14 protein-coding genes are annotated in these 14,321 nt (G+C 46.4%); 10 read left to right on the top strand and 4 right to left on the bottom strand.

From position 1 onward, the window contains the following. Positions 1-124 precede the first annotated feature (124 nt). Entirely contained in the window at positions 125-2,035 is a 1,911-nt protein-coding gene (gene dnaK, locus A8C56_RS05555) for a molecular chaperone DnaK (protein ID WP_067753151.1), read from the bottom strand. 467 nt (positions 2,036-2,502) lie between these two features. On the opposite strand from dnaK, the gene A8C56_RS05550 reads away from it, so the two are divergent. From A8C56_RS05550 to A8C56_RS05505, 10 genes are all read left to right on the top strand, one after another. Beyond that, the gene (locus A8C56_RS05550; RefSeq protein WP_067753148.1) at positions 2,503-3,027 is read left to right on the top strand and encodes a hypothetical protein; all 525 of its coding nucleotides are present in this window, start codon (positions 2,503-2,505) and stop codon (positions 3,025-3,027) included. Then, the gene (gene moaA, locus A8C56_RS05545) at positions 2,979-4,010 is read left to right on the top strand and encodes a GTP 3',8-cyclase MoaA (protein WP_218917253.1); all 1,032 of its coding nucleotides are present in this window, start codon (positions 2,979-2,981) and stop codon (positions 4,008-4,010) included. Before A8C56_RS05550 ends, moaA begins: the two co-directional genes overlap by 49 nt. Before the next feature lie 4 nt (positions 4,011-4,014). Further along, positions 4,015-5,217 (top strand): molybdopterin molybdotransferase MoeA, encoded by a 1,203-nt coding sequence (locus A8C56_RS05540; RefSeq protein ID WP_067753142.1) that lies wholly within the window; start codon positions 4,015-4,017, stop codon positions 5,215-5,217. A gap of 322 nt (positions 5,218-5,539) precedes the next feature. Further along, a complete protein-coding gene (gene moaC, locus A8C56_RS05535; RefSeq protein ID WP_067753139.1) occupies positions 5,540-6,019 on the top strand; it encodes a cyclic pyranopterin monophosphate synthase MoaC in 480 nt (159 codons plus the stop codon). After that, positions 5,997-6,602 (top strand): NTP transferase domain-containing protein, encoded by a 606-nt coding sequence (locus tag A8C56_RS05530; RefSeq protein WP_067753136.1) that lies wholly within the window; start codon positions 5,997-5,999, stop codon positions 6,600-6,602. The genes moaC and A8C56_RS05530 overlap by 23 nt, the downstream gene beginning before the upstream one ends. Positions 6,603-6,674: 72 nt before the next feature. Further along, a complete protein-coding gene (locus tag A8C56_RS05525; protein ID WP_067753133.1) occupies positions 6,675-7,364 on the top strand; it encodes an SMUG2 DNA glycosylase family protein in 690 nt (229 codons plus the stop codon). Between the two features lie 27 nt (positions 7,365-7,391). Further along, a complete protein-coding gene (locus A8C56_RS05520; RefSeq protein ID WP_218917252.1) occupies positions 7,392-8,450 on the top strand; it encodes a HesA/MoeB/ThiF family protein in 1,059 nt (352 codons plus the stop codon). Between the two features lie 446 nt (positions 8,451-8,896). After that, the gene (locus A8C56_RS05515; RefSeq protein ID WP_067761627.1) at positions 8,897-9,316 is read left to right on the top strand and encodes an SRPBCC family protein; all 420 of its coding nucleotides are present in this window, start codon (positions 8,897-8,899) and stop codon (positions 9,314-9,316) included. 9 nt (positions 9,317-9,325) lie between these two features. Beyond that, positions 9,326-9,910, top strand: coding sequence for a dihydrofolate reductase family protein (locus A8C56_RS05510; protein ID WP_067753128.1), 585 nt, complete (start codon positions 9,326-9,328; stop codon positions 9,908-9,910). 150 nt (positions 9,911-10,060) lie between these two features. Continuing rightward, the gene (locus A8C56_RS05505; protein WP_067753125.1) at positions 10,061-10,459 is read left to right on the top strand and encodes a VOC family protein; all 399 of its coding nucleotides are present in this window, start codon (positions 10,061-10,063) and stop codon (positions 10,457-10,459) included. A gap of 101 nt (positions 10,460-10,560) precedes the next feature. On the opposite strand, the gene A8C56_RS05500 is transcribed toward A8C56_RS05505, so the two are convergent. The 3 genes from A8C56_RS05500 to fdhD are packed head-to-tail and all read right to left on the bottom strand — an operon-like array spanning position 10,561 to position 14,306. Next, positions 10,561-13,023 (bottom strand): FdhF/YdeP family oxidoreductase, encoded by a 2,463-nt coding sequence (locus tag A8C56_RS05500; protein WP_245645770.1) that lies wholly within the window; start codon positions 13,021-13,023, stop codon positions 10,561-10,563. A gap of 12 nt (positions 13,024-13,035) precedes the next feature. Continuing rightward, positions 13,036-13,389, bottom strand: coding sequence for a DUF7009 family protein (locus A8C56_RS05495; RefSeq protein ID WP_067753122.1), 354 nt, complete (start codon positions 13,387-13,389; stop codon positions 13,036-13,038). A gap of 50 nt (positions 13,390-13,439) precedes the next feature. Further along, a complete protein-coding gene (fdhD, locus tag A8C56_RS05490) occupies positions 13,440-14,306 on the bottom strand; it encodes a formate dehydrogenase accessory sulfurtransferase FdhD (protein WP_067753119.1) in 867 nt (288 codons plus the stop codon). Between the last annotated feature and the right edge of the window lie 15 nt (positions 14,307-14,321).

Genomic DNA, 14,321 nt, shown 5'->3' with positions numbered 1-14,321 from the left:
ATGAATTATGCCTCCGGCCGGAATGCGGCACCTGCCTACCAGCGGAATTTCAATCGCCGCATTCAATAAACAGTTTATAATTAAATCCTCACTAAACCATTCACAGAACACCTCAGGACCGGTTCTATTTCACTTCTTCAAAAGGCACATCGGTTACATCTTCTCCACCACCGGGCTGATGGTCGCCTCCCTGCGGTGCGTTACCGGCCTGTGCTCCGTCTGCCGCGCCCTGTTGCGTTGTTTTATACATATCTTCACTGGCAGCGGACCAGGCTGTGTTCAGATCGGCAACGGCCCTGTCTATACCCGGTATATCCTGCTGTTCATGCGCATATTTCAAAGCTGCCAGTGCCCCTTCAATGACCGTTTTCTTTTCCGCGGAGATCTTATCCCCGTATTCTTTCAGTTGTTTCTCTGTCTGGAAGGCCAGGCTGTCTGCCTGGTTTAATTTGTCAATCTTTTCTCTGGCTGCTTTATCTGCTGCTTCATTGGCTTTGGCATCCGCTCTCATGCGTTCCACTTCTTCCTTGCTTAAGCCGCTGCCGGCTTCTATGCGGATCTTTTGCTCTTTACCGGTTCCCTTGTCCTTTGCGCTCACATTTAAAATACCATTGGCATCAATGTCAAAAATTACTTCAATCTGAGGTACGCCCCTGGGAGCCGGTGGGATCCCATCCAGGTTAAAGATCCCCAGGCTTTTATTATCTGTAGCCATGGAACGGTCGCCCTGCAGCACATGCACCTGCACGCCGGGCTGATTATCGCTGGCAGTAGAGAACACTTCTGATTTTTTTGCCGGTATGGTCGTATTGGCAGGAATAAGGGTGGTCATTACTCCCCCCATTGTTTCAATGCCTAAAGAAAGCGGGGTTACATCCAGCAGCACCACATCTTTTACCTCCCCGGTCAGTACCGCGCCCTGGATAGCGGCACCAATGGCTACCACTTCATCGGGGTTTACGCCCTTGTTGGGCTTTTTGTCAAAGAATTTTTCAACAATCTCCTGTACCCTGGGAATACGGGTACTGCCCCCTACCAGTATCACTTCATCAACATCCTTTGCAGTAAGCCCTGCATCTTTTAACGCAGCCTCACAGGGTTTTAAACAGCGCTCAAACAAAGGATCGGCCAGTTGTTCAAATTTTGCACGGGTCAGTTTTTTAACCAGGTGCTTGGGCACCCCGTCAACAGCGGTGATATAAGGCAGGTTAACCTCTGTTTCCGTAGCGGAAGACAGTTCAATCTTTGCCTTTTCTGCGGCTTCTTTCAGCCGTTGTAAGGCCATAGGGTCTTTGCGAAGATCAATGCCTTCATCTTTTTTAAACTCATCGGCCAGCCAGTCTACAATGATCTTATCAAAATCATCACCCCCCAGGTGCGTGTCACCATTAGTGGATTTCACTTCAAAAACGCCATCGCCCAGCTCCAGTATGGAAATATCAAACGTACCGCCACCCAGGTCAAACACCGCTATTTTATGGCTCTTATCCCCTTTCTCCAAACCGTAGGCCAGGGCGGCTGCCGTTGGCTCGTTTACAATGCGCCGCACTTTTAAACCGGCAATTTCTCCGGCTTCCTTGGTGGCCTGGCGCTGTGCATCATTAAAATAAGCGGGCACGGTGATCACCGCTTCGTTTACTTCCTGCCCCAGGTAGTCTTCCGCAACTTTTTTCATTTTTTGCAGGATGATGGCAGAAATTTCCTGTGGCGTAAACAGACGTCCGTCAATATCAATGCGGATGGTATCATTATCTCCCCGCACTACTTTATAGCTTACATGCGAAAGCTCATGCCGCACTTCATCATATTTACGCCCCATAAATCGCTTTACGGACATAATAGTATTCTGAGGGTTAGTGATGGCCTGCCTTTTTGCAGGATCCCCCACTTTGCGTTCCCCGTTTTTCAAAAATGCTACAACAGACGGTGTGGTGCGGCGCCCTTCGTCATTGGCGATCACGGCCGGTTCGTTGCCTTCCATTACAGCCACACAGCTGTTGGTTGTTCCCAGATCTATACCGATTATCTTTTCCATAAAAAGAATTTAAGATTTATTAAGATTGAAGTAAGCAAAGGAATCATTTTTGAAGCGTCTCCTGTCTTCAGGGATCTACATAGCCGGGAATGCAGCAAACCCCAAGCGCTGCTTAATTTTTTATGACAACGGTCACTGTTACAAACATCCGCTCTGTTCCTGCCCGGAGTAATGATGCTATCGTATGTACCACAGTCCGGTACCCCTGCATAAGTATGTTGAAATACATGATAAAACTGCGCTGCAGCAGGTTATTGCAAAATAATAATTAGCAGGCACAGGCAGGGAATTATTTGTATCAGAAAAGGTGAAAAAAATGTCGAATATCATCTATTATCAGAAATGAGCAATTCATGGTTCAACTTATGCTAAATTTGGGGCAGTAATCATCCGTTTATTAAACAGGAAAAGCCGGATGGCGGTTTTTAAATACAAATGCACCAGCCGGGAATAACGAATCATTAAAGATGAAGCAACTGATAACAATAATGCTGATGCTTTTATGCATAGCCACCCGGGGACAGAAGGCGATCGAAGCCACCAACGAATTCCTGGTCACCGGGGCGGTCACAAACGAGCTGAAGTTTACGCTTGCAGCTATTGAGCGATCGCCTTCCGGCCCTATCCCCGACATCGTCATCACCAATCATAAAGGAGAGCCACGCGACACATTAAAACAGCTAAAGGGCGTTCTGGTAAAAGACCTGTTGAAAGACATACCGCTAAAAGAAGATAATCTGAAACGGTTCAGCGAGTTTTATTTCACCTTTGTTGCAAGCGATCAGTACAAAGTGGTATATTCCTGGAATGAGATCTTTAATTCGCCCACAGGTAATCATATTTTTATCGTCACTTCAATAAACGGTGAGGCTTTGCAGGATATGCGCAGCAGGATCTTAGTGGTAACGCCAACCGATTTCAAAACAGGGCGCAGGTTTATTAAATGCCTGAGCAAAGTAGTGGTGAGCCGGGCAGAACAGGAACAGCCATGATAACAGACAGCTACGGACGCATCATCAATTATTTGCGGCTTGCCGTTACGGACAGGTGCAACCTGCGCTGTACCTATTGTATGCCCGAAGCAGGACTGGACTGGCGCTCCCGCAAAGAGCTGATGACCTATGAAGAAATGCTGCGCATCTGTTCGCTGCTGGTAAAGATGGGCATAGAAAAAATACGCATCACCGGTGGTGAGCCTTTTGTAAGAAAAGATGTATTGCCCTTCTTACAAAACCTTTCGCTCATGAACGGGTTGCAGGAGCTGACGCTTACCACCAACGGGTTACTGACCGCACCTTTGGTTCCTGAATTAAAAAGAATGGGCATTAAATCTGTAAACCTTAGCCTGGACACTTTGGATAAAAACCGTTTTATCCGCATCGCCCGCCGAGACGGGTTGGATAAAGTATTAAAAACGCTTGATGCGCTTTTAGCTGACGATATTGCCGTAAAGATAAATACAGTGGTAATGGAACACTGCAATATTACTGATATTGTTCCTTTGATACAGCTCACTAAAACAGCACCGGTAAGCGTCCGCTTCATTGAAGAAATGCCCTTCAACGGCGGCACGCATCCCGTTTCGCCGGCATGGAGTTACCTGCGCATACTGGAACATATCCGGGAACATTTTCCCGGTATTCAGAAAATTACAGACGCGCCCCATTCCACTTCTTTTAATTATCATATTCCCGGGCATAAGGGAAATATAGGCATCATAGCCGCCTATACCCGGTCGTTTTGCGGCTCCTGCAACAGGTTGCGCGTTACGCCTACAGGAGTTTTGCGGACCTGCCTGTATGATGCAGGCACATTCAACTTAAAAGAAATAATACGTGGAGGATGTACCGATGAAGAGCTGGAAACAATGATCACCAATGCCGTCCTAAAAAAACCAACAGACGGATGGGAAGCAGAGAACAGACTGGCGGCACAAAAATCAGCGCAGCAATCAATGGCAACAATAGGAGGCTGATAGTATGATTACCGTAGAACAGGCAGAAAAAACTATTCAATCACAGCTTCGCCACTTTGGTGTTGAAGAAGTTTTTTATGAAACAGCGTTAGGGCGTGTGTTAGCTGAGCACCTTTATGCCGACAGAGATTTACCGCCGTTCAACAGATCCACCGTTGATGGTATCGCAATAAAATTCAGTACGTATAATGATGGCTTGCGTTCTTTCAAAATAAAGGCGACGCAAGCCGCAGGTGAAAATCCTGTTACGATTACAGCAAAAGATGATTGTATTGAAATAATGACCGGTGCGGCGCTGGATGATTCTGCAGACACTGTGATCCGGTATGAAGACATTGATATAGCTGATGGCATAGCCACCATAAAAAATATTGAGATCAAAAAGGGCCAGAATATTCATCTTAGGGGAAAGGATAAAAAGCAGGGAGATGTGGTAGCCAATGCCGGCAGGATCATTACTCCCCCACTGACCGGGCTGGCCGCCGCTGTTGGAAAAACAAAGCTTTGGGTCAAAAAACTTCCCCGGACAGTGATCATTACCACAGGCGATGAACTGGTAAACGCTGAAGAAACGCCCACGCCTTACCAGTTACGGCGTTCCAACGGAACTGTAATCAAATCGGTACTGGAAAAATATAAGATCAATGCACAACTGCAGCATTGGAAAGACGATGCTGAGCTGATTAGCAACCAACTGGCCCGCTGCCTGAGCAACTATGATGTATTGCTGATGAGCGGTGGTGTTTCTATGGGGAAATTTGATCATGTGCCGCAGGTGCTGGAAGAACTGGGTGTGGAGAAATTATTTCACAAAGTGCAGCAGCGCCCCGGAAAACCCTTCTGGTTTGGTACGCAGGGGAACCGCACCTTAGTATTTGCGTTTCCGGGCAACCCGGTTTCCGTATTCATGTGCCTGCACCGGTATTTTATTCCCTGGCTGGAAAATACCCTGGGAATACAATCACAGTTACAGGGGTATGCCGTTTTACAAAAGGACATTTATTTTCCTTATCCCCTGCAATATTTTGCACAGGTAAAACTGGATACCAGCCATCAGGGCCTTTGGCAGGCAACACCTGTTGATACCAACGGCTCCGGTGATTTTTCCAACCTCATCTATACGGATGCTTTTATAGAATTACCATTGGAGAAAAATGAGTTTAAGAAGGGCGAGGTTTATAAGGTGTGGCGCTACCAGCCGGCATAGTAATGCTATCAGGGGCTGTATCAATTCTTCTGCAATTGTTTTTATTTGTTTTTATCGCCACTGATGCACTACCCGGCAGACTGCAATTGCCCGGCCTCGTTTAAAAGAGCCCTGTATCCGTAATTAAGGTCAGTTTTTAACAACCGGCAACATTTGATAGCTGATAGCATGCAGCGGAACACCCGATACCTCAAATAAATTCGATTATCTTTGAAAAAGATATTCAGGGCAAAATAAAATGAATATAGCGCAATTTAAATGGAGGGCAAAGTATAGTATTCCCTGTAGATAAGTATACAATTTTTAATTTATAATTTTACTTATGGCTGAACTTTCTCATGTAAATAAGAACTCCCAACCGGTTATGGTAGATGTAAGTGAAAAGAAGATCACCCGCAGAAATGCAGTTGCGCGGGCAATGATAACCCTGCCGGAACAGGTTATGGAAACGCTACGGAAAGATGATTTTATGACCCGTAAAGGTTCGGTTTTTCAGACAGCGGTCATTGCAGGAATTATGGCAGCCAAGAAAACCGGCGGGCTGATACCGCTTTGCCATCCCATAGGGCTGGACAATTGCGAGATCAATATTGAGCTGAACGGTCAGCAGGACATGGTCATTTATTGTACAGCGGGCGTTGAGGCCAAGACCGGCGTAGAAATGGAAGCACTCACCGGCGCTTCGGTAGCGGCACTTACTATTTATGATATGTGCAAGGCACTGAGCCACGATATGGTGATCCGGGAAATAAAGCTGATAGAAAAAAGCGGAGGTAAAAATGATCTCAAAAGAAAAAAATAATACGCTCCCGTTAAACGGCCTGGTGCTTGCCGGTGGCAAAAGCAGGCGCATGGGAACAGACAAAGACCTGATCAGATGGCATAATAAAGAACAACGCTATTATGCAGCAGATCTGCTGAGCCATTTTTGTGAGGAAGTGTTTATTTCCTGCCGCCCGGATCAGGCAAAAGAGATGGATGCTGCTTATAAAACACTGCCCGATACGTTTCTGAACATGGGGCCTTTTGGCGGTATCCTTTCTGCCCTGCGCTCCCAAAGGGATAAGGCCTGGCTGGTCATTGCCTGCGATCTTCCGTTGCTGGGTGAAGCAACGATCCGTTTTTTAATTGAAAACAGAGATAGGAAAAGGATCGCAACCGCTTATGAAAGCCCGCATGATGGTTTGCCCGAACCATTGACCGCAATTTGGGAACCGGAAAGCTATCCTGTACTATTGGACTTTTTAGGAAAAGGAATTACCTGCCCTAGGAAAGTATTGCAGAACAGTAATCTTACGCTCCTGCGACCAGCCCAACCCGAAGCCCTGATGAACGTAAACACGCCTGAGGATGCAGAAAAAGCAAAAGTCCTGCTGAGCAAATGATAATAGGGACCGAAGCATTGCAGTGAATAATAAAAACGGTTACTATCGCACCGGGGCCTCAAACTGTTTTTTATGACAAAAACCTTTGCCGATAAAGTTGTTGATTTCAACCGCCAGCTGCGGTACTCCGGCAAGCTGCCCGCAGGTTTCCAGGTAATCAATCCCTACCTGGACAATCCTGAAACGATAGAGATCATGCAACAGTTTTACCACAAGTATTACAGGGACACCCTGCAACGCAAGTTCATTATAGGGATCAATCCCAGCAGGCACGGCGCAGGTGTAACCGGCGTGCCATTTACTGATACCAAGCGGCTGAAAAGCGTTTGCGGCATTGAAATGAGATCAGCGTACACACACGAAGTGTCTTCTGTTTTTATGTATGAAATGATAGCCGCTTATGGAGGTGTGGCAGATTTCTATCAGCGTTTTTATATCAACTCTCCCTTTCCATTGGCAATCACCCGGCAAACAAAAGACGGCAAATGGCTCAATGCCAATTATTATGATGATACGGTCCTTTTTGAAACGGTAAAAGACTTTATGATAAGCTCTCTGAAAAAGCATATCAGCCTTGGGTTGGATACTTCGGAAGTGTTTATATTGGGAAAGAAAAATGCAGCTTTTATCAGTAAGCTGAACAGGGAAGCAAAGCTTTTTGGCCATTTAACCGTACTGGAACATCCGCGTTTTATACAACAATACAAATCCAGAGAAAAGCAATTGTATATTGATAAATATATACTGGCATTAAATAATTGAATAAATTGAATAAAAGATTATTAATTATTGGTAAAGCAATCAACCGCAATGACCGATTACTTTGAACGTTACCATTGCCAGATGGCCCTGCCGGGTTTCGGGAAAAGTGCTCAACAGCTTTTGCAAAAGGCCCGGGTACTGATTGTAGGAGCCGGTGGCCTGGGCTGCCCTGCTGCGCAATACCTGGCAGCAGCCGGTATAGGCACAATCTGCATTGCAGATGATGATACGGTGGCAGAAAGCAACCTGCACCGCCAGCTTTTATATACACCGCAGGATCTGGGCCTGCTGAAAGCTGAGGTAGCCTCTAAAAAGCTACAACAGCAAAATCCATCGGCCAACCTGATCTCCTATCCTTTCCGTATTACGGCATCCAATATCATGGAGCTGATCGCAGAGGTTGACCTGGTGATAGAAGGAACAGACAACTTTGAAACAAAATATTTATTAAATGATGCCTGCGTGCTGTCCGGCAGACCTTTGATATATGGCGCTATCTATCAGTATGAAGGGCAGATGAGCATCTGGAATGTATTGCAGCAGGACGGCAGCTATTCACCCAATTACCGGGATGCGTTTCCTGATGCAGAAAAAGCGCAGGTGCCCAACTGTGCCAAAGGTGGGGTAATCCCAACCCTGGCAGGCATTGTGGGTTGTATGCAGGCAAACGAAGCCATAAAATATTTTACCGGGGCTGAGGAACTGCTGGCCGGGAAATTATGGATGATCAATGCCCGGGACGGCAGCACCCGTATCATTCATCTGAAAAAAAGACCGGATGTAAAAATTACGGAGCTGCCTGTAACCGTTGCAACCATCAGCTTTACCGATTTGCAGCAAGCCAGCAATCATCAATTGATAGATGTGCGCACCAAAAAAGAACATGAGCACTTTAATATTGGCGGAAAAAATATTCCGCTTGATGAATTGAGCGATCATTTAGACGGGCTTTCTTTTTCCGGTCCCGTCATCTGTTATTGCGCTTCGGGCAGCCGGAGTGCCATTGCTGTACGGCTGATCAAAGAACATTTTCCTGATGTAACTGTATACTCATTAAAGGGGGGTATAGAAAAAATAATAACATAAAGTTACTGGAAATGAGTGTACCTAAGGGCGCCATCTGATAGCCATCGGGACCGACCGGATGCCGCGATAGCGGCAGCAATGGAAAAGCCTCTATAACAGATGAGGTCTCCCGTTCTGAATGTTCAGCTCAAATGATCGGACCAATGAACTCCCTGCCGGCAGGCTTAAATGCAGCGCTTTTATGAGTGCCTGTTATTGACAAGTTCTCTAAAATGCCGGTACCGCCTTTCCGGCTAGCGCGAAACATCTTTAGTATTAAAAGGCCCTTTTGCCGCAATTGCCCCTTTAAAATGCCGTAAACCCATATCATTATCTTTTATTTCCATTGCTACTTTTGTATTGCCCGTGAGTTAACAGGCTGACATGACTGACTTTGTTGGTATTATCATGCACAAGGGCATAAACATAACTGAAAAGCAGGATTGCTCATTAAAAAAAAGGATACAATGAAAAAAAGACAGGAGATCTCCGTACAAACTATCATAAACGCTGATGCAGCAAAGGTTTGGGAATATTATACAGACCCCGGGCATATTACCCGTTGGAATTTTGCTTCAGATGATTGGTATTGCCCACGTGCAGTAAACGATTTAAAAGCAGGCGGGAAATATACTGCCCGCATGGAAGCAAAAGACGGCAGCGCCGGCTTTGATTTTGAAGCAGTGTATGATGAGATCATTGACGGTAAAAAAATAGTATATACTATAGCGGATGGCAGAAAAGTAACGATCACTTTTGAAGAGGCGGGCGATAAAACAAAAACAACAACCTTGTTTGAAGCAGAAAATGAAAACCCCGTAGCCATGCAACAACAAGGCTGGCAGGCAATACTGGACAATTTTAAGACTTATACAGAAACCCATTGACCTTTCCGGATGAGCAAAATAATAGCAGTTGAGGCCCTGACGCTCGATGGTGTGATGCAGGCACCCGGCCGCCCGGACGAGGATACCCGCGATGGTTTTGAATACGGTGGTTGGGCGGTAGCAGGGAATGATCCTGAAATACAAAAAGTGGTCGGTAAATATATGGGCGGCGGCTGGTCGTTGCTTGCAGGGCGCATAACATACGAAGATCTTTATGAAGCCTGGCATGTACGGCAACCCGCTCATCCTATGGCACAGGCGCTTACGAGTGTTCAGAAATTTGTTGTTTCTCACAACCCTGATTATAAGCTTCCCTGGGAGCATTCCACTTTGCTGGCAGGCGATGCCGCCGGCAGCATTGCCAAGCTCAAAAAGGAGCACAACAAAACACTGATCATTTTTGGCAGTGGTATACTGGTCCGGTCGCTGATGCAGCAGGATCTGATTGATGAATATTTATTGCAGATCCACCCGCTGGTGCTTGGAAAGGGACATCAGCTTTTTAAGGATAGTAAACAGTTAACCAGGCTGCGGTTAGTTGATACCGTGGCTGCAGATACCGGTGTCATTATTGCCACCTACCGGCTGCCTTAAAACAGTTTAAGGTGACAATCCAAACGTTTACAGGGATGCCTGCTCAAATCAAAAGCGCCCCGGCCGGATGCTGAAACCGCAAAAACAATATACCGTTCATGAAAGATCAGGCAGGTGCATCCAATCTGAAACTTTCTAAATTTTAATGATATGAATCCAAAAATGATATGGGCAAATTTAGCCGCAAGCGATTTAGAGCGAACAACAAAATTTTATACTGAACTTGGATTTAAGCCCAATGGAGCTCCCAATGCGGAACTTACCAGCTTCCTGGTGGGTAAGAATGGTTTTGTGATACACTTTTTTTTGAAAGACATCCTCAAAAACAATATAAAAAGTGAAATAGCCAACGCACAAGATGTAACCGAAGTTTGTTTCACCCTCTCTGCTGAAAGTAAAGACCAGGCAGATCATTGGGCAAAAGAAGTGGAAAAAGCGGGTGGAAAAATCATTTCCCCTCCTGAAGAATTCGGAAAGGGCTATTACGGTTTTGTTTTTGCCGACCCGGATGGCCATAAGTTTAATGTCTTTTATATGGAAGGGCTCTAAAGAAGAATGCGTTAGCCAGGAGTGACGGGGAAATACAATTTGCGACGCACATAAGGAACCAGCGTGACGAGTTGCGCCCTGAACCTGCCAACCCTCGCACATCACAACCGGTTGATCCGTTGGTATATTTCAGGATCGTGTTTGCAGATCTTAATTTTCACATATTTTGACGCCGGCATATTACTTTCCTTTACAACATTATTAATCGAAACCAGCACATTGGTTTCTGGAAAATAAGTAACCGTATTCCGCTTGGGTATCGGATAGGAAACAATAATAAACAGCGGGGCAATGCGCTCTATACCATCGTCATAGTTGAACAGGTCTACCTTCTCCCCTGGTTTAAACCCGGCTTTCTCAATATCACTTTTGTTCATAAAGATCACCCTGCGCCCGTTATGAACACCGCGGTAACGATCCTCCAGCCCGTAGATAGTGGTATTAAACTGGTCGTGCGTGCGGGTGGTCGCCATCATATATTCATCGTCAGCCAGCCTGTTATCAGGAATTTCCGTAAGGGTAAACGGCGCACGGTAATCATATTGCGCTGCAAAACGCTGCTCATCCCTTGCTGCATTTGGCAAATAAAAACCGCCTTTCCGGCGCACCCGTACATTATAGTTCTCAAAACCGGGAATACACTGTTCAATAGCGTCCCTTACCGCATCATAACTGTCGTGGAAACGCTGCCAGTCAACCACCGACCTGCTGCCCAAAGTAGCCATTGCCATGCGGCAAACAATTTGTGTTTCATTGATCAGGTTATCAGACACCGCCTTTAAAACACCTTTTGACGACTGCACCACGCCCATTGAGTTTTCCGTGCTTACGATCTGCAGTTCGCCGTTCACTATATCAAAATCTGAACGGGAATAAGTGGGCAGGATCAGCGCTTCCTTTCCGTGAATTAAGTGCCCGCGGTTCAATTTTGTAGAAACACAAACTAAAAGGTTCAGCTTTCTTAAAGCGCTGGCAGTGTAAGTGGTGTCCGGCGCGGCAGACAGGAGATTTCCCCCCATACAGAACAGCACTTTCACCTTCCCTTCGTACATGGCTTTAATAGCCCTTACCACATCATAACCGTGCTTGCGGGGCATCTTAAATCCAAAGAAGTTTTCAAGACGATCCAGCTGCTCATCAGTTGGCTTTTCATCAATCAGCATGGTCCTGTTGCCCTGCACGTTGCTGTGCCCCCGGACCGGGCAAACACCTGCGCCCTTTTTACCGACACTTCCTTTCAGCAGCAGCAGGTTGAGCATCTCTTTTACCATATCCACTCCATTGGGCTGTTGTGTGATGCCCATGCCCCAACAGATGATGATGCGCTTTTTAAAAGCCATCATCTGGGCCGCGTCATAAAGCAGGGCCGGAGCCACGCCGGATTCTGCTGCAAGATCCTCCAGTTGGTATTCTTCAAACTGTTTAATGAAAGCATCATAGCCTACCGTTTTTTCTTCTATGAATTGCCTGTCCAGCACTTCCCCGGGCGATTTCTTTTCAAAATCAAGCAGCAGCCATTCAAGGGCTTTCAGCAAAGCCATATCCCCGTTAATTTTTACAGGCAGGTAAAGGTCGGCAAGCTTTACACCATCCCCCAGGATGCCTTTTATTTCCTGTGGATCCCTAAAGCCCATCAGCCCTGTTTCAGGCAAAGGATTGATGGCGATGATCTTTCCCCCGTTTTCTTTACACTTTGCCAGCGCGCTCATCATACGCGGAGCATTGGTGCCGGGGTTTTGCCCAATGATAATAACGACATCCGCATCGTAAAAATCTTCCAGCTTTACTGTTCCTTTTCCGATGCCGATGGTAGGCCGCAGCCCGGATCCGGATGTTTCATGGCACATATTGGAACAATCCGGCATATTGTTGGTACCGTATTCTTTGGCAAAAAGCTGGTAAACAAAAGAGGCTTCATTGCTTGTTCTGCCCGATGTATAAAATGCTGCTTCGTCCGGCGAATCCAGTGCATTAAGGTGCGCCGCAATTTTCCGGAACGCATCTTCCCAGCTAACAGGCTGGTAATGCGTACCGCCTTTGGGCAGGTATACCGGGTCTGTAAGCCGGCCCATTTTCCCTATCCGGTAATCATCCAATTGAGAAAGCTCATACACCGAGTTTTTCCGGAAAAATTCGGGCGTTACTTTTTTGGTAGTGGCTTCTTCTGCCAATGCCTTGGCACCGTTCTCGCAGTATTCAGCAATTGGCGAGCGGTCATCGTCCGGGTCGGGCCAGGCACAGCTGGAGCAGTCAAAACCTCCAAACTGGTTCATCTTAAATAAAGCGCGTGTACCCCTTATGAGCGTTTTTTCTTCAATCAGATCGGCAAAAGAAGCTATTACAGCCGGTATGCCCGCAGCCTTTTTTTCTACATGCGTTACCTTAAGGTGGCCGGTAAGTTTATATGGGTTCTCTGCATCCGGTTCTTTATCATCTTTTTTTCCTTTTCCGTTTTCATATGCATCCCCATTCAAAGAGCCCTTGTCCTTCAAACCCCCATTTTCATTGAAATGATCCTTTTTTTTTAAACGGCTGTCATCTTCCATCTGATGTTCATCTTTCATCTTGTTATTATTTTATTGACAGGAAATGGATGGATTGGGATAATTATCGCTCTGGTCTTCCTCTGTATTGTCAATGCATACAAAATCTTTTTCCACAAGCAGGCTTACGGTACCGGACTGATCCTCAAAGCCTACTTTGTCGGTATTGTACAACGCGTCAGCCATTTGCTTTGGTATATGCAGCACAAGCCTGTTCGCATTAAAATCGGCGGAAAGCTGATCACTGCTTACTGCTTCTATTGCATACACCAGTGCATTGCCGGTAAATGCTGTCCGCTCCTCCAAAAAACCTTCTTCCCAAAGTTTTGCTACTTCAGACCGGGTCAACCGGTATCTTAATGAGTTACCTTTAATCCTGATTTTCATTCTTTCTATTTTTTAGCCACGAATGCACGGATTGTTTTTATCCATGGTGATTACTGATTAATGAATTCATGACAGCTGCTTTTGTTATAAATATTGAATCGGTTCTCCTTCAAAAAGCCGATAAGCGTCATATCAAATTCCCCGGCTAAATCAACCGCCAGGCTCGATGGGGCGCCAATAGCAGCAACAATGGCAATGCCCGCCATCGCTGCCTTCTGAATCAGCTCAAAGCTTGCCCTTCCGCTAAGAAGCAAAATATGCCGGTTCAGCGGAAGCAGCTTATCTGTCAGCGCACTGCCAATGAGCTTATCAAGGGCATTATGCCGGCCCACATCTTCACGCAGCAAGACCAGCTCTCCGCCGGTGGTGAAAAGCCCGGACGCATGGATGCCACCTGTAGCCGCAAAGCCGCTTTGAGCCGCCCTTAATGTTGCCGGTAGCTGGTAAAGAAGTGCTGCGGCCAGGCTTAGCCGGGGCTTTTCCAGTTGGCTGAAAGGGCTAACCGTTCTTATAGACTGGATAGAGCCTTTGCCGCAAACCCCGCAGCTGGAAGTAGTATAAAAGTTCCGGTCCGATTGTGCCAGCTGAGGTATAAAATTTTCCGACAGCTCTACCCGGATAATATTTTCCTTTTGCGATACGCATTCCATATGCACCTGCCCAGCTGACTGTACCTGGTCGCCGGAAGCAATAATTCCCTCTGTAAACAAAAAGCCCACCGCAAGCTCTGGGTCGTTGCCCGGCGTGCGCATTGTCACAGAAATGCTTTTTCCTACCCGGTTACCCGGTGTGCCATAGCCGATCCTTATTTCAAGCGGCTCCTCAACGGAAAGAATATCAGACAGGTGGGCGCTTGTAAAATCCTTCACTTTTTGAATGGGGATCTGCTTAATGGATGCTGTTTGCGGATGTTTCATTCCGTATAATTCTAA

This window comes from Niabella ginsenosidivorans (assembly GCF_001654455.1).
In the GTDB taxonomy this organism is placed as follows: domain Bacteria; phylum Bacteroidota; class Bacteroidia; order Chitinophagales; family Chitinophagaceae; genus Niabella; species Niabella ginsenosidivorans.
This window is presented reverse-complemented; position numbering and strand designations above follow the sequence as displayed.

What these genes read in the sequence shown, in the direction of transcription:
- dnaK (WP_067753151.1), bottom strand. Translation starts at nt 2,035, where the DNA reads ATGGAAAAGATAATCGGTATAGATCTGGGAACAACCAACAGCTGTGTG.
- A8C56_RS05550 (WP_067753148.1), top strand. Translation starts at nt 2,503, where the DNA reads ATGAAGCAACTGATAACAATAATGCTGATGCTTTTATGCATAGCCACC.
- moaA (WP_218917253.1), top strand. Translation starts at nt 2,979, where the DNA reads ATGCCTGAGCAAAGTAGTGGTGAGCCGGGCAGAACAGGAACAGCCATG.
- A8C56_RS05540 (WP_067753142.1), top strand. Translation starts at nt 4,015, where the DNA reads ATGATTACCGTAGAACAGGCAGAAAAAACTATTCAATCACAGCTTCGC.
- moaC (WP_067753139.1), top strand. Translation starts at nt 5,540, where the DNA reads ATGGCTGAACTTTCTCATGTAAATAAGAACTCCCAACCGGTTATGGTA.
- A8C56_RS05530 (WP_067753136.1), top strand. Translation starts at nt 5,997, where the DNA reads ATGATCTCAAAAGAAAAAAATAATACGCTCCCGTTAAACGGCCTGGTG.
- A8C56_RS05525 (WP_067753133.1), top strand. Translation starts at nt 6,675, where the DNA reads ATGACAAAAACCTTTGCCGATAAAGTTGTTGATTTCAACCGCCAGCTG.
- A8C56_RS05515 (WP_067761627.1), top strand. Translation starts at nt 8,897, where the DNA reads ATGAAAAAAAGACAGGAGATCTCCGTACAAACTATCATAAACGCTGAT.
- A8C56_RS05510 (WP_067753128.1), top strand. Translation starts at nt 9,326, where the DNA reads ATGAGCAAAATAATAGCAGTTGAGGCCCTGACGCTCGATGGTGTGATG.
- A8C56_RS05505 (WP_067753125.1), top strand. Translation starts at nt 10,061, where the DNA reads ATGAATCCAAAAATGATATGGGCAAATTTAGCCGCAAGCGATTTAGAG.
- A8C56_RS05500 (WP_245645770.1), bottom strand. Translation starts at nt 13,023, where the DNA reads ATGAAAGATGAACATCAGATGGAAGATGACAGCCGTTTAAAAAAAAAG.
- A8C56_RS05495 (WP_067753122.1), bottom strand. Translation starts at nt 13,389, where the DNA reads ATGAAAATCAGGATTAAAGGTAACTCATTAAGATACCGGTTGACCCGG.
- fdhD (WP_067753119.1), bottom strand. Translation starts at nt 14,306, where the DNA reads ATGAAACATCCGCAAACAGCATCCATTAAGCAGATCCCCATTCAAAAA.